This is a genomic window from Bacillus sp. FSL R10-2201 (assembly GCF_038008665.1).
Lineage (GTDB): Bacteria > Bacillota > Bacilli > Bacillales > Bacillaceae_G > Bacillus_A > Bacillus_A mycoides.
Map to the genome: position 1 here is coordinate 3,544,242 of NZ_JBBOZP010000001.1, position 23,348 is coordinate 3,567,589.

A 23,348-nucleotide genomic window follows, 5' to 3' on the forward strand; every position below is an offset into this window, starting at 1 on the left:
GCCGTTTTTTATTTTAATAAATTATTTTATAACTTTCACTTTAACGGATTTACGACCCCAACTATCAGCAGTGCTATCTGAACCAACTAAAACATCAATACGGTTTCCTTTAATCGCGCCACCAGTATCTCCAGCAATTGCTTCTCCATATCCTTCCACCCACACTTTTGATCCGAGAGGAATTACTTTCGGATCAACAGCAATAACTTTCATATTTGGATTCGCTGTTAAATCATGCCCCATCGCAGTTAACACACGACCACCATATGTGCCATTTTCACTCGGGTGAGCTGTGTAAGCTGTCGCTTCTACTGTTATTTCACGACCAGCAGGTTCACTTGTTTCAGTAGATTTTGCCACTGGCTTAGTTGCCGGCTTCGCTTGCGCTACTGGTTTACTTGATGCTCCACTTTTAACTGATTCTTTTCCATTAACTGCCGTATCATTTTTAGCCGGCGCTTTCTCCTTAACTGATGTATCATTTTTAACCGCCGTTTTCACCTTAGTTGGCGCTTCATCTTGAGCTGGAACTTCTTTTCTTTCAATAACAGGTGCTGTACCTGTTAAAAATGGTATGTGAACATACGCCGCTTTCCCGCCATATTCGAATTGTAACCATTCGTTTTGTACTTGATTTGTCGTTTCAATCAAGTCATCTTTTTTAAGCGTGCCAAGAATTTCTGAATCAGTATTCGCTCCAGCACGAATGTTTAATACGTTTGCTGTTACATAATAAGAACTTTTCGTAAACTCAGCACTTACAAAAGCTTCTTTACCATCTAATTTAATTTTGGACCATCCGTTTTCTGTATTTATAACATCTAATTTATTTCCACTTAACATTTTACCTACAAGTTTTGATTCTACAGTTGGGTTTTCTCTAACGTTTAATACATCTGTTGTTACAATCGTTTCCGCTTTAGCAGAACCTGCAAAAATCCCAAGACCAAAAACTGCTGCTGTTGCTATACCTAATAATTTTTTCATGAATAGCCTCCATTTGCTTTGTTTTCGTGTTCTCATTATAGCAACAGTTTTTTGTAGAATTTCGAAAATCACACAATTACAAAGCATTCGTAATAAACGATTAATGATTTGTAACATAAATTTCCATATTAAAAAATTGTATTTCTACCAAAATTAGCAATAGTTTTCATATATTTCTCACAAATTAGTATAAGAATTTTTTTCCAGAAAAAATTACAGTATTACTTTTTTGTTACAAAAAAACCACTTTTCATTACATCTTTTACCAAAATCCATCATAATCCAATTATTAAATTACTTTTTGTAACGAAAAAGGGACAACTCCTATTAGCTGTCCCTTTTTATCTTTTATTTAACTTTCTTCTTCCAAACACCTATCATAATAGCTGAAACAATCGTTCCAATTAATATAGAAACAATATATAGCAACGGTTTATTCACTAATGCGATAACAAACAATCCACCATGCGGTGCCGGCAATGTAATTTGGAATAACATAGATAAGGCACCCGCGATACTTGAACCAACAACACAACTTACTATTACTCGAACCGGATCGGCAGCTGCAAATGGAATCGCACCTTCTGTAATAAACGATGCTCCCATAATATAATTTGTTAAACCAGATTTACGTTCTGCTTCTGTAAATTTTGTTTTAAAGAATGTGGTTGCGAATGCAATCGCAAGTGGCGGTACCATACCACCAGCCATAACTGCTGAGTGCACTCCAAAATTCTGCGCTTCTATTGCAGCAATACCAAATGTAAATGCCGCTTTATTAATTGGACCACCCATATCAATTGCCATCATACCACCTAAAATAAGACCTAATAATATAGCATTCGTACCGTTCAAACCATTTAACCATCCTGTTAACATTTCATTTAATGCTACTACAGGCGGATTTACTACTTTTTGCATAACAACTCCTGTAATCAACAATCCAAAGACTGGATATAACAAAACAGGTTTAATTCCTTCTAACTGTACTGGTAATCCTGAAAATAATCTTTTCAATCCTAAAACAACATATCCAGCTAAGAAACCAGCAATTAATCCACCTAAAAATCCCGCATTCGCTTGTGCTGCTAAAAACCCACCTACAACACCAGGCATAAAACCAGGACGATCAGCAATAGAACTCGCAATAAATCCAGCTAAGATTGGTACAAGGAATAAAAACGCACCTGTTTTTCCTCCCCCAATAGACATGAACAATTCAGCTAAAGGACCTTCCGCTTTTATACCACCAAACGAAAACGCTAGTGCAATTAAAATTCCACCACCAACAACGAACGGAAGCATATTACTTACACCGCTCATTAAATGCTTATAAATTCCTAGCCCTTTTTCTTTCTCTACATTTTCTGCCTTCCCATCCTCTTTTACCCCTTTAAAGATTGGTGCATCTTGTTTTATAGCTCGATTAAGAAGGATTTCAGTTTTTCTAATCCCATCGGCGACTGGTACTTGAATGACATGCTTCCCAGCAAAACGATTCATTTCTACTTGTTTATCTGCAGCTACAATAATAGCCGTTGCGCGTTCAATGTCCTCTTTCGTTAAATCGTTTTTAACACCTGTTGATCCATTCGTTTCAACTTTAATCGCTATTCCTAACTCTGCTGCTTTTGCTTTCAAACTATCCGCAGCCATATATGTGTGAGCGATACCAGTCGGACAAGCTGTAACAGCTAATACGTATGGCTCATTCCCTTCCGGCTTTGCTACTTCAACTTCTTCTTCGTCTTCTTTTTCATTCTCTTTTTCATCAAATAAACGGAGAAGCTCATCCTCATCCTTTGCTTCTAATAATTGCTTGCGGAACCCTTCATCCATCAATAACGTAGAGAGACGAGATAACGTTTCTAAATGAGTATTATTCGCCCCTTCACTCGCAGCAATCATAAAAAACAGATGTGCAGGCTGTCCATCAAGCGACTCATAGTTGATACCGCTTACACTTCTACCAAAACAAATCGATGGTTGTTTAACGGCATTCGTCTTCGCATGAGGTATAGCAATCCCTTCCCCTATGCCAGTTGTACTTTGTGACTCCCGCTTTAAAATAGATTCTTTAAATTCAGCTTTACTATTTAAACGATTTGCTCCGTCTAATTTCTCAACTAATTCATCTATGACAGCTTCTTTATTTGAAGCTGTCAAGTTCATAATAACTATATCCCTTTTTAATAGTTCTGTAATTTTCATATGTTACTTCCCCCTATCGCTTAGTTACAATTACTTGCGACAATAATTCTTCTACTTTTTCTTTTTCACATAAATCAGCTGAAAATGCTGTTGCACTCCCTGTTGCAACGCCATATTGAAATGCCTTTTCAATATCTTTTGTCTGTTCATATTTACCTACAAATCCTGCAACGAGAGAATCTCCGGCCCCAACCGAATTAATTACAACACCTTTTGGAACAGTTGCTTCATATATACCTTGTGCCGTAAATAATAAAGCCCCATCTCCAGCCATTGATACGATAACATGCTCTACACCTTGTTCAACTAATTTTCTTCCAAACGGTAAAACATCTTCTACTGTTGAAATCTCTACTCCGAATAACTCACCAAGTTCATGATGATTAGGCTTTATTAAAAATGGTTTATTTTTAATTACATGCTGCAGCGCACTTCCACTTGCATCGACTACTACGCGAATACCTTTCTCAGCTCCGAGCGCTGCGATTGATTCATAAAAAGTAGTTGAGATAGACGCCGGTACACTTCCAGCTAGTACAACACAATCTCCCTGCCTCATACTTTCGATTTGTTTCATTAATTGTTCAAATTGTTCATTTGTCACATTAGGACCTTGCCCATTTAATTCTGTCTCTTCTTGCCCTTTTATTTTCACATTAATTCGTGAATCACCGTCTACTTGGACGAAGTTTGTTGTTACACCTTCCGCCTGTAATACATCTTTAATAAATCGACCGGTAAATCCACCAGTAAATCCAAGCGCTACATTTTCAACACCTAAACGATGAAGAACACGAGAAACGTTAATGCCTTTCCCTCCAGGAAATTTCATATCTTTCTCTGCTCGATTTACTGCGCCTAAATCGAAGGAATTAACTTGTACTACATAATCAATAGATGGGTTTAAAGTAACTGTATAGATCATTGTTTATCAGCCTCAATTACATTGGTTTGTCTTTTATATTTTTCTAAATCAATTTCTAAATGGTTTGTAATAATATTCGCTTCTTCAACATTGGCAATTTTCGCAAATGCAACTTCTGAGAACTTACTTTCATCAATTAAGAAATATCCTTCGTTCGCAAATGTTAATGCCATTTGTTTTAAAAGTGCCTCTTCTGGATCTGGAGTTGTAAAACCAAGCTGTTCATGTACACCATTTGCTCCTAAGAAACATTTATCAAAACGGTACTTTTGCATACTTTCCTGTGCCATAGCACCAATTAAAGCTTTCGTCCTACTCTTCATCATCCCGCCTAGTAAATACGCACGAATATTATTTTCAACTAAAGCTTCAATATGCATAAGTCCATTCGTTACGACAGTAACATCTTTGTTTATTAAAAATGGAATCATTTCAAATGTTGTACTTCCTGCATCTAAATAAACGCAATCCCCTTGTTCAACAATACTAGCCGCATACTTGGCAATTTGTTGTTTTATTTGAATGTTTTTGGATGATTTTTCAATCATCGTTGGCTCCTGTCCTTTTCCTGTTAAAACAGAGGCACCACCATGAACTCTTTTTAATAACCTTTGTTTTTCTAATTGTGCTAAATCACGACGAATTGTCGATTCAGAGCTTTCTGTTCTTTCAACTAATTGTTGTAATTTAACAACCTTCTGCTCTTTTACAAGTTGCAATATCATTTGATGACGTTCAGGAGTTAACATTTTATTCACCTCTTCTTTGATTACAGTATAATGAAAACGACCACAAAAATCAACCATAAACAGTCAAAAATAATCACTATCAATCAAAACCGGTTATAAACAAAAAAAAGAAACCTATTTGATACAACAATCAAATAGGTTTCTTCTCTCGCTTCACTTATAAAGAAGCTTTATAAATTGCAAGAACATCATCTTTATTTAATTTTTTAAAGTTACCGAATTCACCATAAGCCATCGCTTTATCCGCCATTAAGTCAATTTCACTTTCTCTAATAGCGTAATCAGCTAATGTTACTGGAGCTTCAATTGAAGTCCAAAATTGACGTAACGCCTCAATTCCCTCTAATGCAACCTCTTTATCTGTCTTCCCATCTGTTTCTACATCGAATACACGAATAGCGAACTGTTTAAAGCGACTCACATTTTCATCTATAACATGCTTCATCCAATTTGGGAATAGAATCGCGAGTCCGCCCCCATGCGGTATGTCATGAACAGCAGAAACTGCATGCTCAATATTATGAGTTGCCCAATCTCCTTTTACTCCCATCGCTAAAATGCCGTTTAACGCCATAGTACCGCAATATAAAATTGTTTCCCTATGCTCATAATTTTCTAGATCACTTAAAAGCTTAGGAGCTGTTTCAATTACTGTTCTTAAAACAGATTCACAATAACGATCTTGTAATTCTGTATTCATGCCGTGATGGAAATATTGCTCTAATACGTGCGACATAATATCGACCATACCATAAATCGTTTGATCTCTCGGCACAGACGAAGTATGTAGTGGATCTAAAATTGAAAACTGAGGGAATGTAACTGGACTGCCCCAGCCGTACTTTTCATTCGTTTCCCAGTTTGTAATTACAGATCCTGCATTCATTTCAGAACCTGTTGCCGCAAGAGTGAGTACAGTACCGAACGGTAACGCCTCGCTAGCAAATGATTTTTTCGTTACAATATCCCATACATCTCCATCATATTTACTACCAGCAGCAATCGCCTTCGTACAGTCGATTACACTTCCTCCGCCAACCGCTAAAATAAATTCGACTCCATTGTCTTTACAAATTTGAATCCCTTTCTTTACTGTTGATAAACGAGGATTCGGTTCAACTCCTGTCAACTCAAATACTTCCGCATTTATATCCTTTAAAATAGAAATCACATTATCATAAATACCATTTCTTTTAATGCTGCCTCCTCCATACACGAGAAGAACTTTTTTACCGAACTGTGGAATTTCCGTTTTTAACTGCTCTAACTGTCCTTTACCAAAAATAAGTTTTGTCGGATTACGAAATACAAAATTTTGCATATATCTTTACCATCCCTTCTATATAAAAAGCAACTATACTTTTGTATACCACAATTTTTTCATTTCACAAAAATATTTGCCTAATAAAAAAATCCCAGCCTACAGGCTGAGATTTTTTTTATTGATAATAAGGTGAGATCATTAAGTAAACAATAACACCAGATAAACTTACATATAACCAAATCGGCATCGTCCAACGTACAATTTTACGGTGACGTGTTAATTGATTCGTAAAACCAAACACAAGTGCAAACAATGCAAGCGGTACAATAATTGCTGCAAGGATAATATGTGTAATTAAAATGATGAAATACACATATTTAATGAATCCTTCTCCGCCAAAATGTGTTGCTGGCGCCAAGTAATGATACGATAAATAAGAAACACAAAATAGCAACGTCGTTGTAAATGCTGCTAGGATGAAACCACGGTGCATTTTCACATTCTTCTTAATAATAGAGTATAAAGCTGCTAATAAGAATACGAACGTAAAGCTATTAAAAATTGCATTTAACATTGGTAAAATTGTTACATCAAAATGTACTTCTCCTTCATAGCCAACAGGTCCAAAGAACAAAAATAAAATAATCGCATTTACAATTACAGAAAGCGTTATCACAATAGGAGCATAGCTTTTCTGATTCGTTGATTGATCCACCAAAATGGTCACTCCTCTTCCTTCAAATATGTATACGTAACCTCACTATTTTAACATATTATTCACAGTGTAAATGTGACAATAGTTTGACACAGTAAGACAGGGCAAAGAAAAAACCCTTCTTAACAATACTTCTTAAGAAGGATTTTATCGCTTTATTATTCAAATAGCAATGCGATTAGTTTTTGTTAAAAAACGTACTGCTATACGCTTGATATATTTCAGACACTTGATATCCCATTAATGAAATTGCTGTTAATGAAAAGAAACCAATCATAAGAAATCGAAACCACATATAAATCTCCTCCTTGTATTTAGCTTAAAAAGCAGTCGCTATATTACAAGTTGAGTGGCACTCTTCATCGTCACTTTCCTTTTTCTTTACAATTGCTGTTATAAATCGAATCATAAAGAAAATCACAAAAGGAAATTGTTCGTAATTTACCTTGGCATAGTTTGGCAACGGCTCGCGCTGCACATCGAACGGAGATGAGAAGGAATAGAACATACCTTGCTCTTCCATATATACAATTACAATTTTCATACAAAACATTATTCCTAGAAATGAAACAATATCTTGCCATTCTGTCGTATATAAAAAGTTATACAGCTCTAATACGTACTCTTCCATCGTCATCCCCCCTTCCTTTTTTACCATTTTGCTCGCCTTCATATAAAAAGTCAAGAAAAAAGTTTATATTCACTATGACAATAGTAATTACTTGTTTCTATGATTATATATGATTCTTTTATAGCAATGATTGGGTGTAACTCTCTTCTAAAACAAGAAATTAGAATCGAACAGATTCCTCATTCTTACTTTTAGGATTCAAAAATGTACTATTTTTATTTCTATTAAAAATAAAATAAGAAATTATTATAAGAACAGTAACAAGCATTGTTAAAAGCGCTTGTGAACGTAAAGATTCAATTGCGAGCATGGCAACTAAAACTGCTATAATCGCAGCAATTGTAACATATGTTACATATGGAAAAAGCCACATTTTCACTTTCAAATTTTGTTGTTCCGCTTTCCCCATTTTTTTACGTATCTTGAAATGTGAAACTGCTATAACGAGATAAACGAGTAACGCAATCCCGCCAGATGCATTCACTAAAAATAAAAATACTTTATCTGGAGATATGTAACTAAAAACAACTCCAATGTAAGCAAAGAAAGTTCCAAATAAAACCGCCCGAACTGGAACACCACTACTATTCAATTTCAAAAATGCCTTTGGCGCATCTCCTCTTTCTGCCATTGAAAAAAGCATTCTTGAGTTCGTATATAAACCCGAATTTAAACAAGAAAGTACAGCTGTTAAAACGATAAAATTCATAATTTGCGCTGCCGCTGGTATCCCTATATGTTCCAGTACCGCCACAAATGGGCTTTTTAGTATGTTCGCCGAATTCCACGGAAGGAGTGTAACAACTACAGCGATCGATCCAATGAAAAATACGAGAATACGCCAAATTACACTATTTGTTGCTGTTTTGACTGCCTTTACAGGTTCGGCAGACTCTCCAGCGGCCACTGCAACAATCTCAGATCCCATAAATGAAAATATAACGACGGTGATTCCAAGTAACACCGAACTTATACCATTTGGCATAAATCCTCCTTGACCTACCAAATTCGAAGTGCCAGGTGCTTCCGTTCCTGGTACAAATCCTAAAATAACAGCTAGTCCAAGACAAAGGAACAAAACAATACTTATTACTTTAATAAATGAAAACCAATATTCAAATTCTCCAAATGATTTCACCGAGAAAACATTCGTCAACGTTAATAAAATCGTTAATATTAAGCTTAATAACCAGAGTGGGATTTCTGGAATCCAGTATTGAATAATACCAGCACCTGCTGTAGCTTCTATTGCAATAACAATTACCCAGAAAAACCAATATAGCCACCCAATTGTATAACCTGCCCATGGACCAATTGCCTCTCTTGCATATGTTGCAAATGAACCACTTGTCGGATTAATAGCTGCCATTTCTCCTAGCATTCTCATAACGAAAATAACTAGAAGTCCTGCTAATGCATATGAAACGATAGAACCTGGACCTGCTGAATGCACAACCGCACCACTTCCAACAAACAAACCAGCTCCTATTACGCCACCAATGGAAATCATTGTAATGTGGCGTATTTTGAGGTCTTTCTTAAGATTTTTATCCAACTCTTGTACATCCCCTTCCAAACTTAATTTTGAAATTTACGTAAGAGTATTATGTGAAAAATCTTATCCTATACTTTAAAATATATCAAAATATTCTGAATTTAACAATCGTAATTCGACCTCCTTCAAAAATTATTTCATTAGGTTTAATAATTTCCCATACACAATTGTTGAGAAAATTATAGTCACCTTACAAGAGAATGAATTTTCAGATATTATTAAATAAACAAGATTATACATATAGACAACTTTTTGTATAGGAGTGTTGATATGTTAAACAAGTTCAAATTCATTTGTTGTACTTTAGTAATTTTCTTACTGCTACCGCTAGCTCCCTTTCAAGCACAAGCAGCAAACAATTTAGGATCAAAATTACTCGTTGGATACTGGCATAACTTTGATAACGGTACTGGCATTATTAAATTAAGAGACGTTTCACCAAAATGGGATGTACTCAATGTATCTTTCGGTGAAACTGGTGGTGATCGTTCCACTGTTGAATTTTCCCCTGTGTATGGTACAGATGCAGAATTCAAATCTGATATTTCCTATTTAAAAAGTAAAGGAAAAAAAGTAGTTCTTTCAATAGGTGGACAAAATGGGGTCGTTTTACTTCCTGACAATGCTGCTAAACAACGTTTTATTAATTCCATACAATCTCTAATCGATAAATACGGTTTTGATGGAATAGATATTGACCTTGAATCAGGTATTTACTTAAACGGTAATGACACTAATTTTAAAAACCCAACAACTCCTCAAATCGTGAATCTTATCTCAGCAATTCGAACGATTTCAGACCATTACGGTCCAGATTTCCTATTAAGCATGGCTCCTGAAACAGCTTATGTTCAAGGCGGCTATAGCGCATATGGAAGCATCTGGGGTGCATATTTACCTATTATTTACGGAGTGAAAGACAAACTAACATACATTCACGTTCAACACTACAACGCTGGTAGCGGGATTGGAATGGACGGTAATAACTACAATCAAGGTACTGCAGACTACGAAGTCGCTATGGCAGATATGCTCTTACATGGTTTTCCTGTAGGTGGTAATGCAAATAACATTTTCCCGCCTCTTCGTTCGGATCAAGTCATGATTGGACTTCCTGCAGCACCAGCGGCCGCTCCAAGTGGCGGATATATTTCTCCAACTGAAATGAAAAAAGCTTTAGATTATATCATTAAAGGAATTCCTTTCGGAGGAAAGTATAAACTTTCAAATCAGAGTGGCTATCCTGCATTCCGTGGCCTAATGTCTTGGTCTATTAATTGGGATGCAAAAAACAACTTTGAATTCTCTAATAACTATAGAACATATTTTGATAGTCTTTCCTTGCAAAAATAATAAAAAACAACAATAGGTTTTATATGACCTATTGTTGTTTTTTATTTATGTAAATTACTTTTTCACTTCTACATGATGAAGAAATTCTTTTCCATCTCTTGAATAACTATTCACAAGACTTAAAAGCAACTTCCCACCAACCAACATCGCACGTTCATCAAAATCGAATTGAGGATGATGGTGTGGATATGTTGCCCCTATTTCTTCATTACCAGCACCTGTGAAGAAAAATGCTCCTGGAACATGTTCTAAGTAGTATGCAAAATCTTCTCCGCCCATAATAGGTGGTACTTCCATGACCCTTTCTTTGCCAAGATCGTGTTCCGCAACCGTCATAAAATGACGTGTTTCAGCTACATGATTTATTAATATTGGATAGCCTCGTTTATATTGAATATTAACTTCAGCATGAAGGGACTGACAAATCCCCTCAACAACTCGTCTAAATTCCTTCTCCATATATTCTCTCACTTCAGGATCTAACGTTCGAATGGTTCCTGTAAACGTAGCAGTATCCGCAATAATATTATCGGCTTGCCCGGCATGGAATGTACCAACTGTTAAAACTGCTGATTGAAGTGGATCGACTTTTCTACTCACTAAAAGTTGCAACTGATTAATAACTTGTGTTGCAACGATAATAGCATCTACAGTATGATGTGGCATACCGCCGTGACCGCCTCGCCCTTGAATCTTCACTTCAAAAGTATCAGCTGCCGCCATCATTGCTCCAGCTTTCGTTCCAACAATTCCTAAAGGCATCTGAGAAGATAAATGTGTACCAAAAACAACATCTACTCCTTCTAAACAACCATCCTCAATCATGGCAATTGCTCCGCCAGGCTCTTTCTCTTCTGCATGTTGATGAATAAGGACTATTTTTCCTGAAAGTTGGTCTCTGTTATCACTTAATATTTTTGCAACTCCTAAAAGTGTTGCTGTATGTCCATCATGGCCACAAGCGTGCATTACACCAGGAACCTTTGATTTATATGAAACTTTCTTTTCATCTTGAATAGGTAGTGCATCAAAATCAGCACGTAGCGCCATCGTCTTCCCAGGTATTCCACCTTCAATTACGCCGATTACCCCTCTTCCCCCGACATCTGTTTTCACATCAATATGAAAACTTTTTAAAATTTCAGCTATTTTTTTCGGTGTTTCTATTTCTTGAAACGATAGCTCTGGGTATTGATGAAAATCTCTTCGCCACGAAACCATTTGATTATATAAACTTTCCAATTCTTTATGCCATGTTTCTATCATAGAAATTCCCCTTTCTTTTTAACAGTTTAAATAAAAAATACATAATATTCTGTATTTAATCAATAAAAAAAGAGAACTTTCTTTAAAAGTACTCTTAATTCTTCAAAATATTAAACGTTCTACTTCAGTCACTACTTTGCTTCAATACAAATAGTGAAAGTTCCGGTACACTCAAAAATCTAACAGGCATTCGGGTTGTCCCAATACCACGATTTACGTATAAATGTAACAGCTTACTCTTCCCTTCTAATTCATACATACCTTCAACATGACTCTCAGCTAGTTTTGTAGTAATTAAAGGACCTACAAAAGGAATTTGAACTTGTCCTCCGTGACTATGTCCTGACATTTGAAAATCGACTGGATAACGAGATACTTTATCTACAACATCCGGCTCATGTATTAATAGCATATTGAAATCTTGTTGTCTTAAGTTTTTTAAAGTCGAGTCTATTTGTGGCTTCCCTAATAAAAAATCATCCAAACCTGATATTGTAATATACTTGCCGTTTTCCGCTTTAATTTTCTGCACTTCATTTACTAACACAGAAAAACCAGCTTCCTCCATATACTTTTTGTAAAATAAACTACCGCCCCCACCTCTATCATGATTCCCAAACACAGCATATTTTCCTAGGGGAGCTGTAATTTTCTGCAAAATAACCTTTGCTTCTTCTCTTTCCGCACTATAGGATCCAAACTTATCTATTAAATCTCCTGTAAAAACTACTATATCTGGATGTAATTCATTCATCTTCTCCACCAAATTTTCTAGTTGTTTCAATGTAAAATCTGGTCCTAAATGTACATCTGAGAACTGCAATATTTTTTTATTATTAAACTCTTTAGGAATTGTAGGAGCTTCTATTTCATTCCACGTAACTGTTACTAGTCTTCTTTCTATTTCAGTCGCATAGAAATACAAACTTACTGGTATCATTAATATACTTATGAAACTAATAATAAATATCTTTACGATTGATTTTTTTCGTTCTTTTTTTACATGATGCGTATTCATGTTTTCACCTCTAAAATCACTTTAAATCCTTATTGTTACATTAATGTGACAACATGAACAATGTTCGTTATATCCAATTTCATCCCCATTCACTTTGACAAATTTATACAGAAGTCATATCATATTTTTATCATACATAGATTCTTTAAAATGTTCCTTCTATTCATTCTATCATTTTATTGAGGAGAGATTATTCATGTCTGTATTTACACCAGAAGAAATTACGGAACTTGCTGCTAATTCTGGAAGAAAAAAAGCTCATTTATCATTGCTCCCTATGCTAATTCTCGGTTTTTTTGGTGGTGCTTTCATAGCATTAGGATATTTACTTGATATCCATGTTATCGGAACAATGCCAAAATCTTGGGGATCATTTACTAGCTTTTTAGGTGCTGCCGTATTCCCTATCGGTCTTATACTCGTTATCCTTGCAGGCGGTGAATTAGTAACTGGCAACATGATGACCGTTTCAATGGCATGGCTTCACAAAAAAATCGACTTATTTCACTTCATACGAAATTTAGTTATTGTTACGTTTAGCAACTTCATAGGTGCTATATTCGTCGCTTATTTTTTTGGTCATATCGTCGGCTTAACGGAGGGAGCTTTTTTAGCAAAAACAGTTTCTATTGCACAAGCTAAACTACAAGATACACCACTGCAAGCCTTCATTTCTGCAATCGGGTGTAATTGGCTCGTTTGTTTAGCTGTTTGGCTCAGTATGGGAAGTAAAGAATTTATCGGAAAGATTGTCGGTATTTGGTTCCCTGTTATGACTTTTGTTGCGATTGGATTTCAACACGTTGTAGCCAATATGTTTGTCATCCCAGCTGCAATTTTTTCTGGTCATTTAACTTGGGTTGAATATTTTCCAAACTTCATTTTTGTTTTCTTCGGAAACTTAGTAGGGGGTATGTTATTTGTAGCATTACCTTATTTCATATCTTATAATAAGAAACTACCTTCCAATAAAGAGCAAACTGCATTAAAGAAAAAATCTGTATCCGCTTAAATTGAATGTCTATAAATTGGTCCTAAAAAATATTACAAATTTCATTTTTTTTGCGAATATATGTACGTACACTTGTTCTCGAATGTTTTATACGTTATAATAACAACTTAAATAGCATTATTTACATATGAGGTGAAAAACATGAATAAGACAGAATTAATTAAAAACGTAGCACAAAACGCTGAGATTTCTCAAAAAGAAGCTACTGTAGTTTTACAAACTGTAGTAGAATCAATCACTAACTCTTTAGCTGCTGGCGAAAAAGTACAACTTATCGGATTCGGTACATTCGAAGTTCGTGAAAGAGCTGCTCGTACAGGCCGTAACCCACAAACGGGTGAAGAAATGCAAATCGCAGCTTCTAAAGTACCTGCTTTTAAAGCTGGTAAAGAACTAAAAGAAGCTGTAAAATAATGAAAAATAGCCTTCTCATTTATGAGAAGGCTATTTTTTTCATGACATAATTAATAAAAATCTGACCATTATGCTGCTTATTTTGTTCCTTTATGCAAATAAAACCTTTGCTTTCAAAGAAAGGTTTTGCTGTAATACTCGCCTCTGTATATATATCCCTATGCTGCAAGTTCACTGCTTCTTTTTCTAACTTCTGTAGTATGTATGATGCTATCCTTTGTCCTTGATAATCTTTATGCGTAAATAAGCGATCTACATAATGATCATCATTATAATCCCCAAATCCCACTATCACACCTTTATAATCAGCAACGTAACAAATATTCTTTTCTAAAGACTGTAGCCATCTCTCTCTATCTAGTCGCTCTGGGGCCCACGCCTGTAGCTGTAACTCGTTATAATCTTTTGCATTCACCGTATGAACCGTTTCATAGAACAATTGTAATACTTGCTCTAAATCCTCTTTCTGGAATGTTCTAATTTTAATATCTTTAAACATATGTAAAACTCCTTATCAAACTAACTCTTTTATTTCGGTTATCCGGATAATTATTTCGTGTTTATTTTCGAAGCAGTTTCTTCCACTATATATGATTCTACTTCTGCTCTTTCTATATTATATCGACTTTTCCTTCTAAACGAACAATAAACAATACTTATACAAAGTATTGTTTATTGTAAAAAAGCATATTAAATTCGCTTTATAGCTGAAAGTGTTTAAGATTTCAATTTAACTCTTTGTAATCTTAATGCATTTAATACGACTGATACAGAGCTAAATGCCATTGCTGCACCTGCAACCCAAGGTGCTAAGAAACCGAGCGCCGCAATTGGAATTCCTAGGCCGTTATAAGCTAACGCCCAGAATAGATTTTGCTTAATATTTCTAATCGTCATTTTACTCATAAAAATTGCATCAGCAATACTATTTAAATCACCACGGATTAACGTAATATCTGCCGCTTCCATCGCTACATCCGTTCCGGTTCCAATTGCCATACCGATATCCGCCGTAGCCAGTGCAGGAGCATCATTTATTCCATCTCCAACCATTGCTACTTTCTTACCTTGCGCTTGCAGTTTTTTCACTTCTTCTGCTTTTCCTTCTGGTAATACTTCTGCAATTACATGATCAATACCAACTTGCTTAGCGATTGCCTGAGCAGTTTGTGTATTATCTCCTGTAATCATAACAACGTCTAGACCCATTTTCTTAAGTCTTGCGATAGCTGCTTTTGAAGTATCTTTTACAGTATCCGCAACAGCCACTATACCAGCATATTCTTTATTAATCGCAATAAGCATTGCTGTTTTTCCTTCTCGTTCTAGCGCTTCCATCGATTTAGAAACTTCTTCAATATCAATATCGAATTTCTTCATTAATCGACGTGTACCAATTAATAATTGTTTCCCTTCTACAACTGATTCGATGCCGAATCCCGGAATCGCTTCAAATGTTTCTGAACTTGGGATAACAATTTTCTTTTCTTTAATTCCTTCTACAATCGCTTCTGCAAGTGGGTGTTCAGAATTTTTTTCTGCCGCACCTACTAAACGTAGTATTTCTTCTTCATGGAATCCATCTGCTACAATTACATCTGTTAACACCGGCTTCCCATTTGTCACAGTACCTGTTTTATCTAGAATAACTGTATCTAATCGGTGGGTTGCTTCTAAATGCTCCCCGCCTTTAAATAAAATGCCATACTCAGCCGATCTTCCTGATCCAGCCATAATAGATGTAGGTGTCGCAAGACCTAATGCACACGGACAAGCGATAACAAGTACTGCTATCATTTTCTCAAGTGCTCCGCCAAAATCACCAGGTGTAACAAATAGCATCCACACTGCAAATGTGATAATAGCAATTACAACTACAACTGGTACGAAAATACCAGAAATTTGATCAGCTACCCTTTGAATAGGAGCTTTTGAACCTTGAGCCTCTTCTACTACTTTAATAATTTGAGCTAATGCAGTATCTCTTCCTACCTTAGTTGCTTTAACTTTTAAAAATCCATTTTTATTCATTGTAGAGCCAATTACTACATCCCCAATTGTTTTATCAACTGGAATACTCTCGCCTGTTAACATCGATTCATCTATCGCTGATTTTCCTTCTACAATTTCTCCATCTACTGGGATTTTTTCACCAGGTTTAACATAGACAACATCACCAGCTACCACTTCTTCGATTAAAATTTTCATCTCTGTTCCATCTCGCACAACTGTGGCAGTTTTCGCTTGTAGTCCCATCAACTTTTTAATAGCTTCTGATGAACGCCCTTTTGCTCTCGCCTCAAATAATTTACCTAAAATAATTAAAGTAATAAGTACCGCACTCGTTTCAAAATATAAATCTGTCATATGTTCTGAAGAACCAATCGACCTAATACTTAAATACACACTATAGAAATAAGCTGCGGACGTTCCAAGTGCCACAAGAACATCCATGTTTGCACTTTTATTGCGTAGCGCTTTATAAGCACCAATATAAAACTGGCCTCCAATGATAAACTGAACCGGAGTTGCAAGAGCTAGCTGCACCCAAGGGTTCATAAGCACATCAGGTAAATAAATAAACGATGTAAATGAGAAGTGGCTCACCATTGCCCACAATAACGGGAATGATAAAATAAACGAAATGATAAATTTCTTCTTTTGTCGTTCAATTTCTTGTAAGCGATGATCAGTTGATCCATCTTGCTCATCTGATTTCACTTCCAATTTATATCCTAATTTCGTGATTGCACTCTTCATTTCATTTACATTAATTTCATCAGGATTAAAATCTACTGTAGCTGATTCCAAAGCGAAATTTACTGTCGCTCCGTTCACACCTTCTAACTTATTTAAACGCTTTTCTACTCTATTCGCACATGCTGCGCATGTCATCCCTGAAACAGTAAACTCAGCTTTATCACTTACAATTCCATATCCTAGCGACTCAACTTTTTCCTTAAATTGTTGTGGATTTGTTTTATGGGGATCATACATTATTTTTGTTTTTTCAAGTGCAAAATTTACATTTGCATCATGAACACCTTCTACTTTTTTCAGGCCTTTTTCAATTCTATTTGCACAGGCTGCACATGTCATGCCTGATATTTGGAGATTGGCCTCTTTTTGTTCATTCATGTCTCTCACCTCTATATACCCTTATAAGGTATAATTTTTAGCAAAATAAATCGTACTCCATATAAAGTACGATTTATTTCTATATTAAAAATTATTATTGAATTTCATAGCCTTGATCTTCAATTACAGCAACGATATCTTTTAACGTTACAACTGATGAGTCGATAGTAACTTCAACAGTTCCTTCTGCTAATTGAACTTTTACTTGTTCAACGCCGTTTAGTTCTTTCACATTACTTTCAATAGAATTTACACAATGCCCACAAGACATACCCTCAACTTTTAATGTTAACTGTTCCATTTAAAATCCTCCTCTTGTTTATTCATTGTTTATTAATCACAACTACATCTTACCATACCCCCCTAAGGTAATCAATGGTTTTGTATCATGATTTTTATTTTTTTCTAAAATCTTTATTTTTTTGCTCCAATTATGAATTTATATATCTTCTCCTATATAAACAAAAGCCAAGCTAGTCAAATACTAGCTTGGCTTTTATGCTTTTGAAAAACGTTCAAATACTGTCATTAATTCTTCAATTGCTTCGTCACCATTACCATTTTTAATAGCTCCTGAAACACAATGACTCGTATGATTTTTTAAGACACCCATTCCTACTTTTTTCATCGCTGCATTAATCGCAGAAATTTGAACTAAAATATCCACGCAATAACGATCATTTTCAATCATATTTTGAATACCACGGACTTGGCCTTCAATTCTCTTTAATCTATTTATAATTTGTTCTTTTTCTTTTTCTGATCTATGTGTTACTGATTCATGGTCCTTATGATCCATATTATCACCTTCTTAAAGTTTCTCTTCATCCAATAAAACAATTGCTTTTATGAGTATACCAATTATATCATCAAATATCTATGTAGGATACCCCATATGAGTATATTTTCGCTTTATGATTATTCTTAACACATCATTAGCTTCTCAGTCTCAATTAATATGATACCCTTTCTTTTTTTCAAAAAAACAATAATAAGCAGGGATTGTCCATCCCCGCTTATTATTCATCCACAAATATAAAAGTCTCAATTTTCACACGTGTAAATTGAGACTTTTTTCTTCCTATATATAATTATTGTTGGTCACATACTTTTGTATCATTCACTACTGAAGTTCCTTCAACGGTTACCGTATGAAAACAGTCATTTACACGAACTGTCACAACATTATCTTGCCGATCAATGATATGATATTCATTAAAATTTTTATTCAGAGCACTGCGAATTTGTTCTCCTTCATAAATTGGAATGCCATGTGATAAAACCCAAATAAGCCCAGCGATAGCAAGAATAGTTTTCATACGATCTACCTCCTTGAGAATATAGTGAACTTTAAATCCGCGCTTTTTCAGCTTTACTAATCATAAATTGAATTAACCAAGCCCTTTTGGAAGTAAGTTCATTTCGTCTATTTTATGTTTATGCTAATTGTGACGGAATTGTGACAACTTTTTGTCTCTTTAGACGAAAAGTTGAAACAAAACGTTCAAAAAGGACAATTCTACTTACGTGAACAAAAAGGCTATGGAGAATTTCCTCCATAGCCTTTTTGTTCAATTTTATTAAATGACCATTTCACTATGCTTAATCTTAAGCGTTTCAATTTGAATTGTAGCGTGTTCAATATGGAACTCCTGTTTTAACATAGTAATAATATTTTGAAGCACTTCTTGATCGTCCTGTTTTTTATCGATCATTACATGGACACTTAATGCATCTAATCCTGATGTAATTGTCCAAATGTGGAGATCGTGTATATCACGTACACCCTCTACTTCTTTAATAGCTTGCTTAACTTGTTCTATCTCAATTGAAACAGGTGTACCCTCCATAAGTATATGAATGGAATGTTTTGTTACTCCCCATGCACTCTTTAAAATTAATAGCGCTACAATTACTGAGATAATTGGATCTGCAATATACCATGAAAATAAAGACATAAGTGCACCAGCTACTAACGCACCAACTGAACCTAAAGCATCTCCAAGAACATGTAAATATGCGCTACGTAAATTGACGTTATTTTTCACATCACCTTGTCTCATAAGAGCCCCTGCACTAATTAAATTCGCTAGTAAACCAATTGATGCGATTAACATCATTGGACCACTCGCTACAGTTGGTGGTTCAAAAAACCTTCCGATTGCTTCCCACACGATAAGTCCCGCCACAACAAATAAGGTAATTCCATTAATTAATGCAGCTAAAATTTCAAAACGATAATATCCATACGTTTTTGTAGAAGTAACTGTTCTAGCTGCTAATCCAATGGCAATTAAACTTAATAATAACGAACTTGTATCACTTAACATATGTCCTGAATCAGATAATAAGGCTAAACTATTTGTAACTAGTCCTCCAAAAAATTCAAGAAACATAATAATTGCCGTAATTACTAATGCCGTAATTAAACCTTTCTTATTCCCTTCTCTACTCTCTTCAAAATGATGATGTCCGTGGGAATGCCCATGATGTTGGTGACCGTGATGATGTCCCATATAAATTCCTCCTTTTATTAATCTATTAACATTTGTTCTGAAATTCACCACTTCTATCTGTCTATTGCTTTTATTAATATAGAAACGCGGCTTTAATCCATTCTCATACCATTTTCTAATTTTTGATTTTCAAACGACTCTTTTCCTACTCGAATCGAATTTGTCGGACAACTTTCATATGCTGCCACCATTGCATTCAAAAATGTAGTTGGAATTCCAATTATTCCTTCATTGTGATCTAATGCACCAAATGCTTTACTTTTACAATCCAATTGATATATATCTGGTGCTATAGAGCGGCATAATCCACATGATTCACAAGTTTCTTTATTTACAACAGTATAATGTAACAATATTTGTTACCTCCATTAATCTCATACAATACTAAGGTAGGGTATACAGAAATGATTATTTTACACTATTTTTCTTTCTATCACTTCTCCTTTTCCCCTTAAATAATAATGACATATCGGTTTTAAATCGTTATCTAATTCATAAACTAATGGTGTTCCTGTTGGAATGTTTACATATTCTATATCTTCATCTGAAATTTGATCTAAATGTTTTACTAAAGCTCGTATTGTATTTCCATGCGCTGCAATAATCACTTTTTTTCCATCTTTTAAATTAGGGGCTATTTCTTCATCCCAATATGAAACAACTCGTTTTTCTGTATCTTCTAGATTTTCTGTAAGGGGAAACTTATTTTCTTTTAAATCTCTATACTTCGGATGTGCCGCTTCATATCTCTCATCATCTTTTGTAAGAGCTGGTGGGCGTACATTTGTTGAACGTCTCCATAAAGTTACTCTCTCATCACCATATTTTCTCGCTGTTTCTTCTTTATTTAATCCTTGAAGTGCACCGTAATGTCTCTCATTTAATTTCCAGGTTTTATGAATAGGTATCCACATCAAATCCATTTCCTCAAGAGTAATCCACAAAGTACGCATCGCTCTTTTTAAAACAGATGTATATGCTATATCGAATGAGAATCCATCGGCTTTCAAAATCTCTCCAGCTTCTCTTGCTTCTCGAAGACCAGCATTTGATAAGTCTACATCCGTCCAACCTGTAAACCGATTTTCAACATTCCATTCACTTTGTCCGTGCCGTATTAAAACTAGCTTTACCATACTTATTATCTCCTCTCCTTTTAAAGTTGCATTTTCATAAAGAAGTATCTTTATGAAAATGCATGATTACATATCAAGTTCTTTCTTGTTCATTTCACTACTATGACTAAACGCTAATTCAATTAATCCATTTACGTGAGAGTCATCTAATGAATAAAAAACAAGTTTCCCTTCTTTACGCTTTTTCGCTAATCCTATTGTTTGTAATAGTCTTAAATGATGCGATGCCGTTGCAATACTGCTATGAATAATACTTGCGACATCTCGTACGCAAAGCTCATTTTCCGTATACAGCGCATAAGCAATTTTCAAACGTGTTTCATCTGCAAGTGCCTTAAACATTTTCGCTACACTACTTATATTTTCTTTCTCCAACATGTCACTTGCATGCTTTACTTTTTGCTCATCGTGATAACAAAGTTCACAATGTTCTTCTTTCATAAGTAACACCTCTTATTCAAATATATATTTGATTATGTATACAGTATACCTTATTAACCGAAAACATTCAAATGTTTATTTGAATGTTTTCGGTTATCCTAAAAAAAAATTATAAAAAAAGAATCCTAAATGACTTTGGATTCTTTTCTATTATTACTTCTCTTTAGAAAAACAAAACTTCGAAAAAACCTCCCATATAAGTTCATTTCTACTACATACCCCTACCTTTTCAAAAATGGATTTAAAATGATCTTGAACTGTATACGTAGAAATATGCAATTCTTCCGCCACGTCTTTTGTTGACATTCCTCTAACAATCCCTACTATCACTTGCTTCTCTCTTTGAGAAAGACTATAAGAATCTGCAATAAGGGGAAAAACTTCTTCCGGCCTCGCTCTTTCAAACAAAACTATATAGCCATCATTACAACTACCGTAACCTTCTAACCTACTCGCGCGAATAACTAAAAATTGTCCACAAGATAAACCAATACCTACCATTTCCCCTTCATCTGCTGCTTCCCTATTAGATTCGTTGGCTTTCACTCTTGAACAAACCGCACGTATTAGCCTTGGAACGTCATCTTCATTCAATTGTTCATATGTCCTAAGAGTGGATAGCCACGCCTTTCCATTTTGATCCCAATATAGTAGGTCAAATTTTTCATTTAATATAATCGTACCCGTTCCTACTACTTCCACTTGTTCCTCTGAACATGTTATAAATGATTTTCTTAATGTATCTCCCACAATAGAGCTTATTTTTGATAAATACTCACATTCATTTTGTTGAAAAGATACTCTTGTATTATCTCGAAACAAACTTAAGTGTCCAAAACATTTTCCTTTACTCATACAAACCACTCTTACTTCATCTATAAAACCGGCTGGTTTTAAAATATTTCGATACCTAGCGCTTTTTATCGGATTATCATTTGTGACAATACGTATCGCGCCAACATGGGGGGCCTTTCGTGCTAAATCTTTAAATTTGTTGTAATCATCCTCTAAAAATTCATTCATAAATAACTGCGAATGCAGCTGTTCAATTATTCGATCTGTATATGCCCCGGTTGATAAAAATGTGCGTGGGTCTATAGCGGTGAAGCAGGAAGCATCAAATGAAATTAACTTTTTTAATATATTTAAAAACCCTTTTTGGAATTGTCTAGTTGAGCTCTCGCTTTTCATTAACACTGTTATTTCTTTCGTTGCCTGTTCATAAATCATCTTTATTCCCCCCAGATTTATGGGATTGTTTCCTCTAACCATTTCATTTCATAATAAAGTGAAACTTTATTGTAAAAGAGGAGGTTAAAAAATGAGCTGGAATGATTGTACTGTACATACGTATGAACGAACAATTCCGTTGAAAATCCCTGGATATTTTACCCTATATGAAATGATGAATCATTTCTTATTTACTACACTCCCTAAAGAAAATATGAATCCAAAGTTACTAATTATAGGTGCTGGTGGTGGACAAGAAATCCTCTCAATAGGCAAACAAAATAGCAATTTTTATTTTACAGGTGTTGATCCATCTGAAAGCATGCTACAGTTAGCTAAAAAAAGAATTGAAAACGCAGGCATACAAAATCAAATTCACTTTGTACATGGAACTGTTCATTCATTATTAACCAATCCATTATTTGACGCTGCCACCTGTATGCTTGTTCTGCACTTCATCCCAACTATGAAGGGGAAAAAAGAGTTACTTAATGAAATTAGTAGTCGCTTAAAGCCCGGTGCTCCATTCTTTCTCTCTTCAATAAATGGTATACCCCATACAAGTATGTTTTCTGCACAATTAAATGCTTGGCGCAACCATATGATGCAAAATCAAATTCCATTAAAAGATTGGGAACGATTTGAAAATTCTTTTGAAAAAGAAATGTTTCCTATTTCTGAAACAGATTTACTAACTATCATGGAGGAATGTGGCTTTACTCAAATCACTCGTTTTTTCACTAGCTTTTTAATTGATGGGTACGTGGCAATAAAACAATAATGAAAA

General features: G+C 35.0%; 24 protein-coding genes. 4 read left to right on the forward strand and 20 right to left on the reverse strand.

The genetic code is table 11. The features are described 5' to 3' along the window. Positions 1 to 21 precede the first annotated feature (21 nt). From NSQ69_RS18240 to gabP, 8 genes are all read right to left on the reverse strand, one after another. A complete protein-coding gene (locus tag NSQ69_RS18240) occupies positions 22 to 987 on the reverse strand; it encodes a 3D domain-containing protein (RefSeq protein ID WP_002014694.1) in 966 nt (321 codons plus the stop codon). Between the two features lie 348 nt (positions 988 to 1,335). Continuing rightward, positions 1,336 to 3,198 (reverse strand): PTS fructose transporter subunit IIABC, encoded by a 1,863-nt coding sequence (locus tag NSQ69_RS18245; protein WP_341099593.1) that lies wholly within the window; start codon positions 3,196 to 3,198, stop codon positions 1,336 to 1,338. Positions 3,199 to 3,211: 13 nt separating this feature from the next. Beyond that, entirely contained in the window at positions 3,212 to 4,123 is a 912-nt protein-coding gene (pfkB, locus tag NSQ69_RS18250; protein ID WP_002128626.1) for a 1-phosphofructokinase, read from the reverse strand. Next, positions 4,120 to 4,872, reverse strand: coding sequence for a DeoR/GlpR family DNA-binding transcription regulator (locus tag NSQ69_RS18255; protein WP_002128628.1), 753 nt, complete (start codon positions 4,870 to 4,872; stop codon positions 4,120 to 4,122). The genes pfkB and NSQ69_RS18255 overlap by 4 nt, the downstream gene beginning before the upstream one ends. 157 nt (positions 4,873 to 5,029) lie before the next feature. Next, positions 5,030 to 6,193 carry an iron-containing alcohol dehydrogenase gene (locus NSQ69_RS18260; RefSeq protein WP_002128630.1) on the reverse strand — a complete coding sequence of 388 codons (1,164 nt, stop codon included), beginning with the start codon at positions 6,191 to 6,193 and terminating at the stop codon, positions 5,030 to 5,032. A gap of 118 nt (positions 6,194 to 6,311) precedes the next feature. Continuing rightward, on the reverse strand, positions 6,312 to 6,854 hold the full coding sequence (locus tag NSQ69_RS18265) for a DUF420 domain-containing protein (protein WP_000228316.1): 543 nt from the start codon (positions 6,852 to 6,854) through the stop codon (positions 6,312 to 6,314). A gap of 316 nt (positions 6,855 to 7,170) precedes the next feature. Then, positions 7,171 to 7,509 (reverse strand): hypothetical protein, encoded by a 339-nt coding sequence (locus NSQ69_RS18270; RefSeq protein ID WP_078175321.1) that lies wholly within the window; start codon positions 7,507 to 7,509, stop codon positions 7,171 to 7,173. 133 nt (positions 7,510 to 7,642) lie between these two features. Continuing rightward, entirely contained in the window at positions 7,643 to 9,037 is a 1,395-nt protein-coding gene (gene gabP, locus NSQ69_RS18275) for a GABA permease (RefSeq protein ID WP_341099594.1), read from the reverse strand. Positions 9,038 to 9,307: 270 nt separating this feature from the next. On the opposite strand from gabP, the gene NSQ69_RS18280 reads away from it, so the two are divergent. Then, on the forward strand, positions 9,308 to 10,390 hold the full coding sequence (locus NSQ69_RS18280) for a chitinase (protein WP_078185578.1): 1,083 nt from the start codon (positions 9,308 to 9,310) through the stop codon (positions 10,388 to 10,390). A 54-nt stretch (positions 10,391 to 10,444) separates the two neighbouring features. Here the strand turns inward: NSQ69_RS18280 and NSQ69_RS18285 are convergent, their stop codons facing one another. Continuing rightward, a complete protein-coding gene (locus tag NSQ69_RS18285) occupies positions 10,445 to 11,656 on the reverse strand; it encodes a M20 metallopeptidase family protein (RefSeq protein ID WP_002167780.1) in 1,212 nt (403 codons plus the stop codon). Between the two features lie 124 nt (positions 11,657 to 11,780). After that, complete coding sequence (locus NSQ69_RS18290) at positions 11,781 to 12,674, reverse strand: metallophosphoesterase (RefSeq protein ID WP_002167779.1); 894 nt, start codon at positions 12,672 to 12,674, stop codon at positions 11,781 to 11,783. Between the two features lie 196 nt (positions 12,675 to 12,870). Between NSQ69_RS18290 and NSQ69_RS18295 the strand changes: the two genes are divergently transcribed. Both NSQ69_RS18295 and NSQ69_RS18300 read left to right on the forward strand, forming a co-directional pair. After that, positions 12,871 to 13,686: a formate/nitrite transporter family protein gene (locus NSQ69_RS18295; RefSeq protein ID WP_002014675.1), complete on the forward strand. Its 816-nt coding sequence runs from the start codon at positions 12,871 to 12,873 to the stop codon at positions 13,684 to 13,686. Positions 13,687 to 13,827: 141 nt separating this feature from the next. After that, entirely contained in the window at positions 13,828 to 14,100 is a 273-nt protein-coding gene (locus NSQ69_RS18300) for an HU family DNA-binding protein (protein WP_002033657.1), read from the forward strand. 19 nt (positions 14,101 to 14,119) lie between these two features. On the opposite strand, the gene NSQ69_RS18305 is transcribed toward NSQ69_RS18300, so the two are convergent. The 10 genes from NSQ69_RS18305 to NSQ69_RS18350 form a co-directional block, all read right to left on the reverse strand. Beyond that, the gene (locus tag NSQ69_RS18305) at positions 14,120 to 14,599 is read right to left on the reverse strand and encodes a GNAT family N-acetyltransferase (RefSeq protein ID WP_002128639.1); all 480 of its coding nucleotides are present in this window, start codon (positions 14,597 to 14,599) and stop codon (positions 14,120 to 14,122) included. Between the two features lie 218 nt (positions 14,600 to 14,817). Further along, a complete protein-coding gene (locus tag NSQ69_RS18310; RefSeq protein WP_002128640.1) occupies positions 14,818 to 17,238 on the reverse strand; it encodes a heavy metal translocating P-type ATPase in 2,421 nt (806 codons plus the stop codon). 94 nt (positions 17,239 to 17,332) lie between these two features. Continuing rightward, positions 17,333 to 17,539, reverse strand: coding sequence for a copper chaperone CopZ (gene copZ, locus NSQ69_RS18315; protein WP_002033654.1), 207 nt, complete (start codon positions 17,537 to 17,539; stop codon positions 17,333 to 17,335). Between the two features lie 195 nt (positions 17,540 to 17,734). Beyond that, positions 17,735 to 18,037: a metal-sensing transcriptional repressor gene (locus NSQ69_RS18320; RefSeq protein ID WP_002014668.1), complete on the reverse strand. Its 303-nt coding sequence runs from the start codon at positions 18,035 to 18,037 to the stop codon at positions 17,735 to 17,737. A gap of 292 nt (positions 18,038 to 18,329) precedes the next feature. Continuing rightward, positions 18,330 to 18,557, reverse strand: coding sequence for a hypothetical protein (locus tag NSQ69_RS18325; RefSeq protein ID WP_000849103.1), 228 nt, complete (start codon positions 18,555 to 18,557; stop codon positions 18,330 to 18,332). 261 nt (positions 18,558 to 18,818) lie between these two features. Next, a complete protein-coding gene (locus tag NSQ69_RS18330; RefSeq protein WP_002167777.1) occupies positions 18,819 to 19,754 on the reverse strand; it encodes a cation diffusion facilitator family transporter in 936 nt (311 codons plus the stop codon). A gap of 92 nt (positions 19,755 to 19,846) precedes the next feature. After that, positions 19,847 to 20,107 carry a ferredoxin gene (locus tag NSQ69_RS18335; protein WP_002066749.1) on the reverse strand — a complete coding sequence of 87 codons (261 nt, stop codon included), beginning with the start codon at positions 20,105 to 20,107 and terminating at the stop codon, positions 19,847 to 19,849. Positions 20,108 to 20,167: 60 nt separating this feature from the next. Beyond that, positions 20,168 to 20,890: a 2,3-diphosphoglycerate-dependent phosphoglycerate mutase gene (gene gpmA, locus NSQ69_RS18340; RefSeq protein ID WP_016092151.1), complete on the reverse strand. Its 723-nt coding sequence runs from the start codon at positions 20,888 to 20,890 to the stop codon at positions 20,168 to 20,170. A gap of 66 nt (positions 20,891 to 20,956) precedes the next feature. Beyond that, positions 20,957 to 21,331 carry an ArsR/SmtB family transcription factor gene (locus tag NSQ69_RS18345; protein ID WP_002066747.1) on the reverse strand — a complete coding sequence of 125 codons (375 nt, stop codon included), beginning with the start codon at positions 21,329 to 21,331 and terminating at the stop codon, positions 20,957 to 20,959. 153 nt (positions 21,332 to 21,484) lie between these two features. Then, a complete protein-coding gene (locus tag NSQ69_RS18350; protein WP_341099595.1) occupies positions 21,485 to 22,561 on the reverse strand; it encodes a helix-turn-helix transcriptional regulator in 1,077 nt (358 codons plus the stop codon). A 91-nt stretch (positions 22,562 to 22,652) separates the two neighbouring features. On the opposite strand from NSQ69_RS18350, the gene NSQ69_RS18355 reads away from it, so the two are divergent. Continuing rightward, entirely contained in the window at positions 22,653 to 23,342 is a 690-nt protein-coding gene (locus NSQ69_RS18355; protein ID WP_002185110.1) for a class I SAM-dependent methyltransferase, read from the forward strand. Positions 23,343 to 23,348 lie beyond the last annotated feature (6 nt).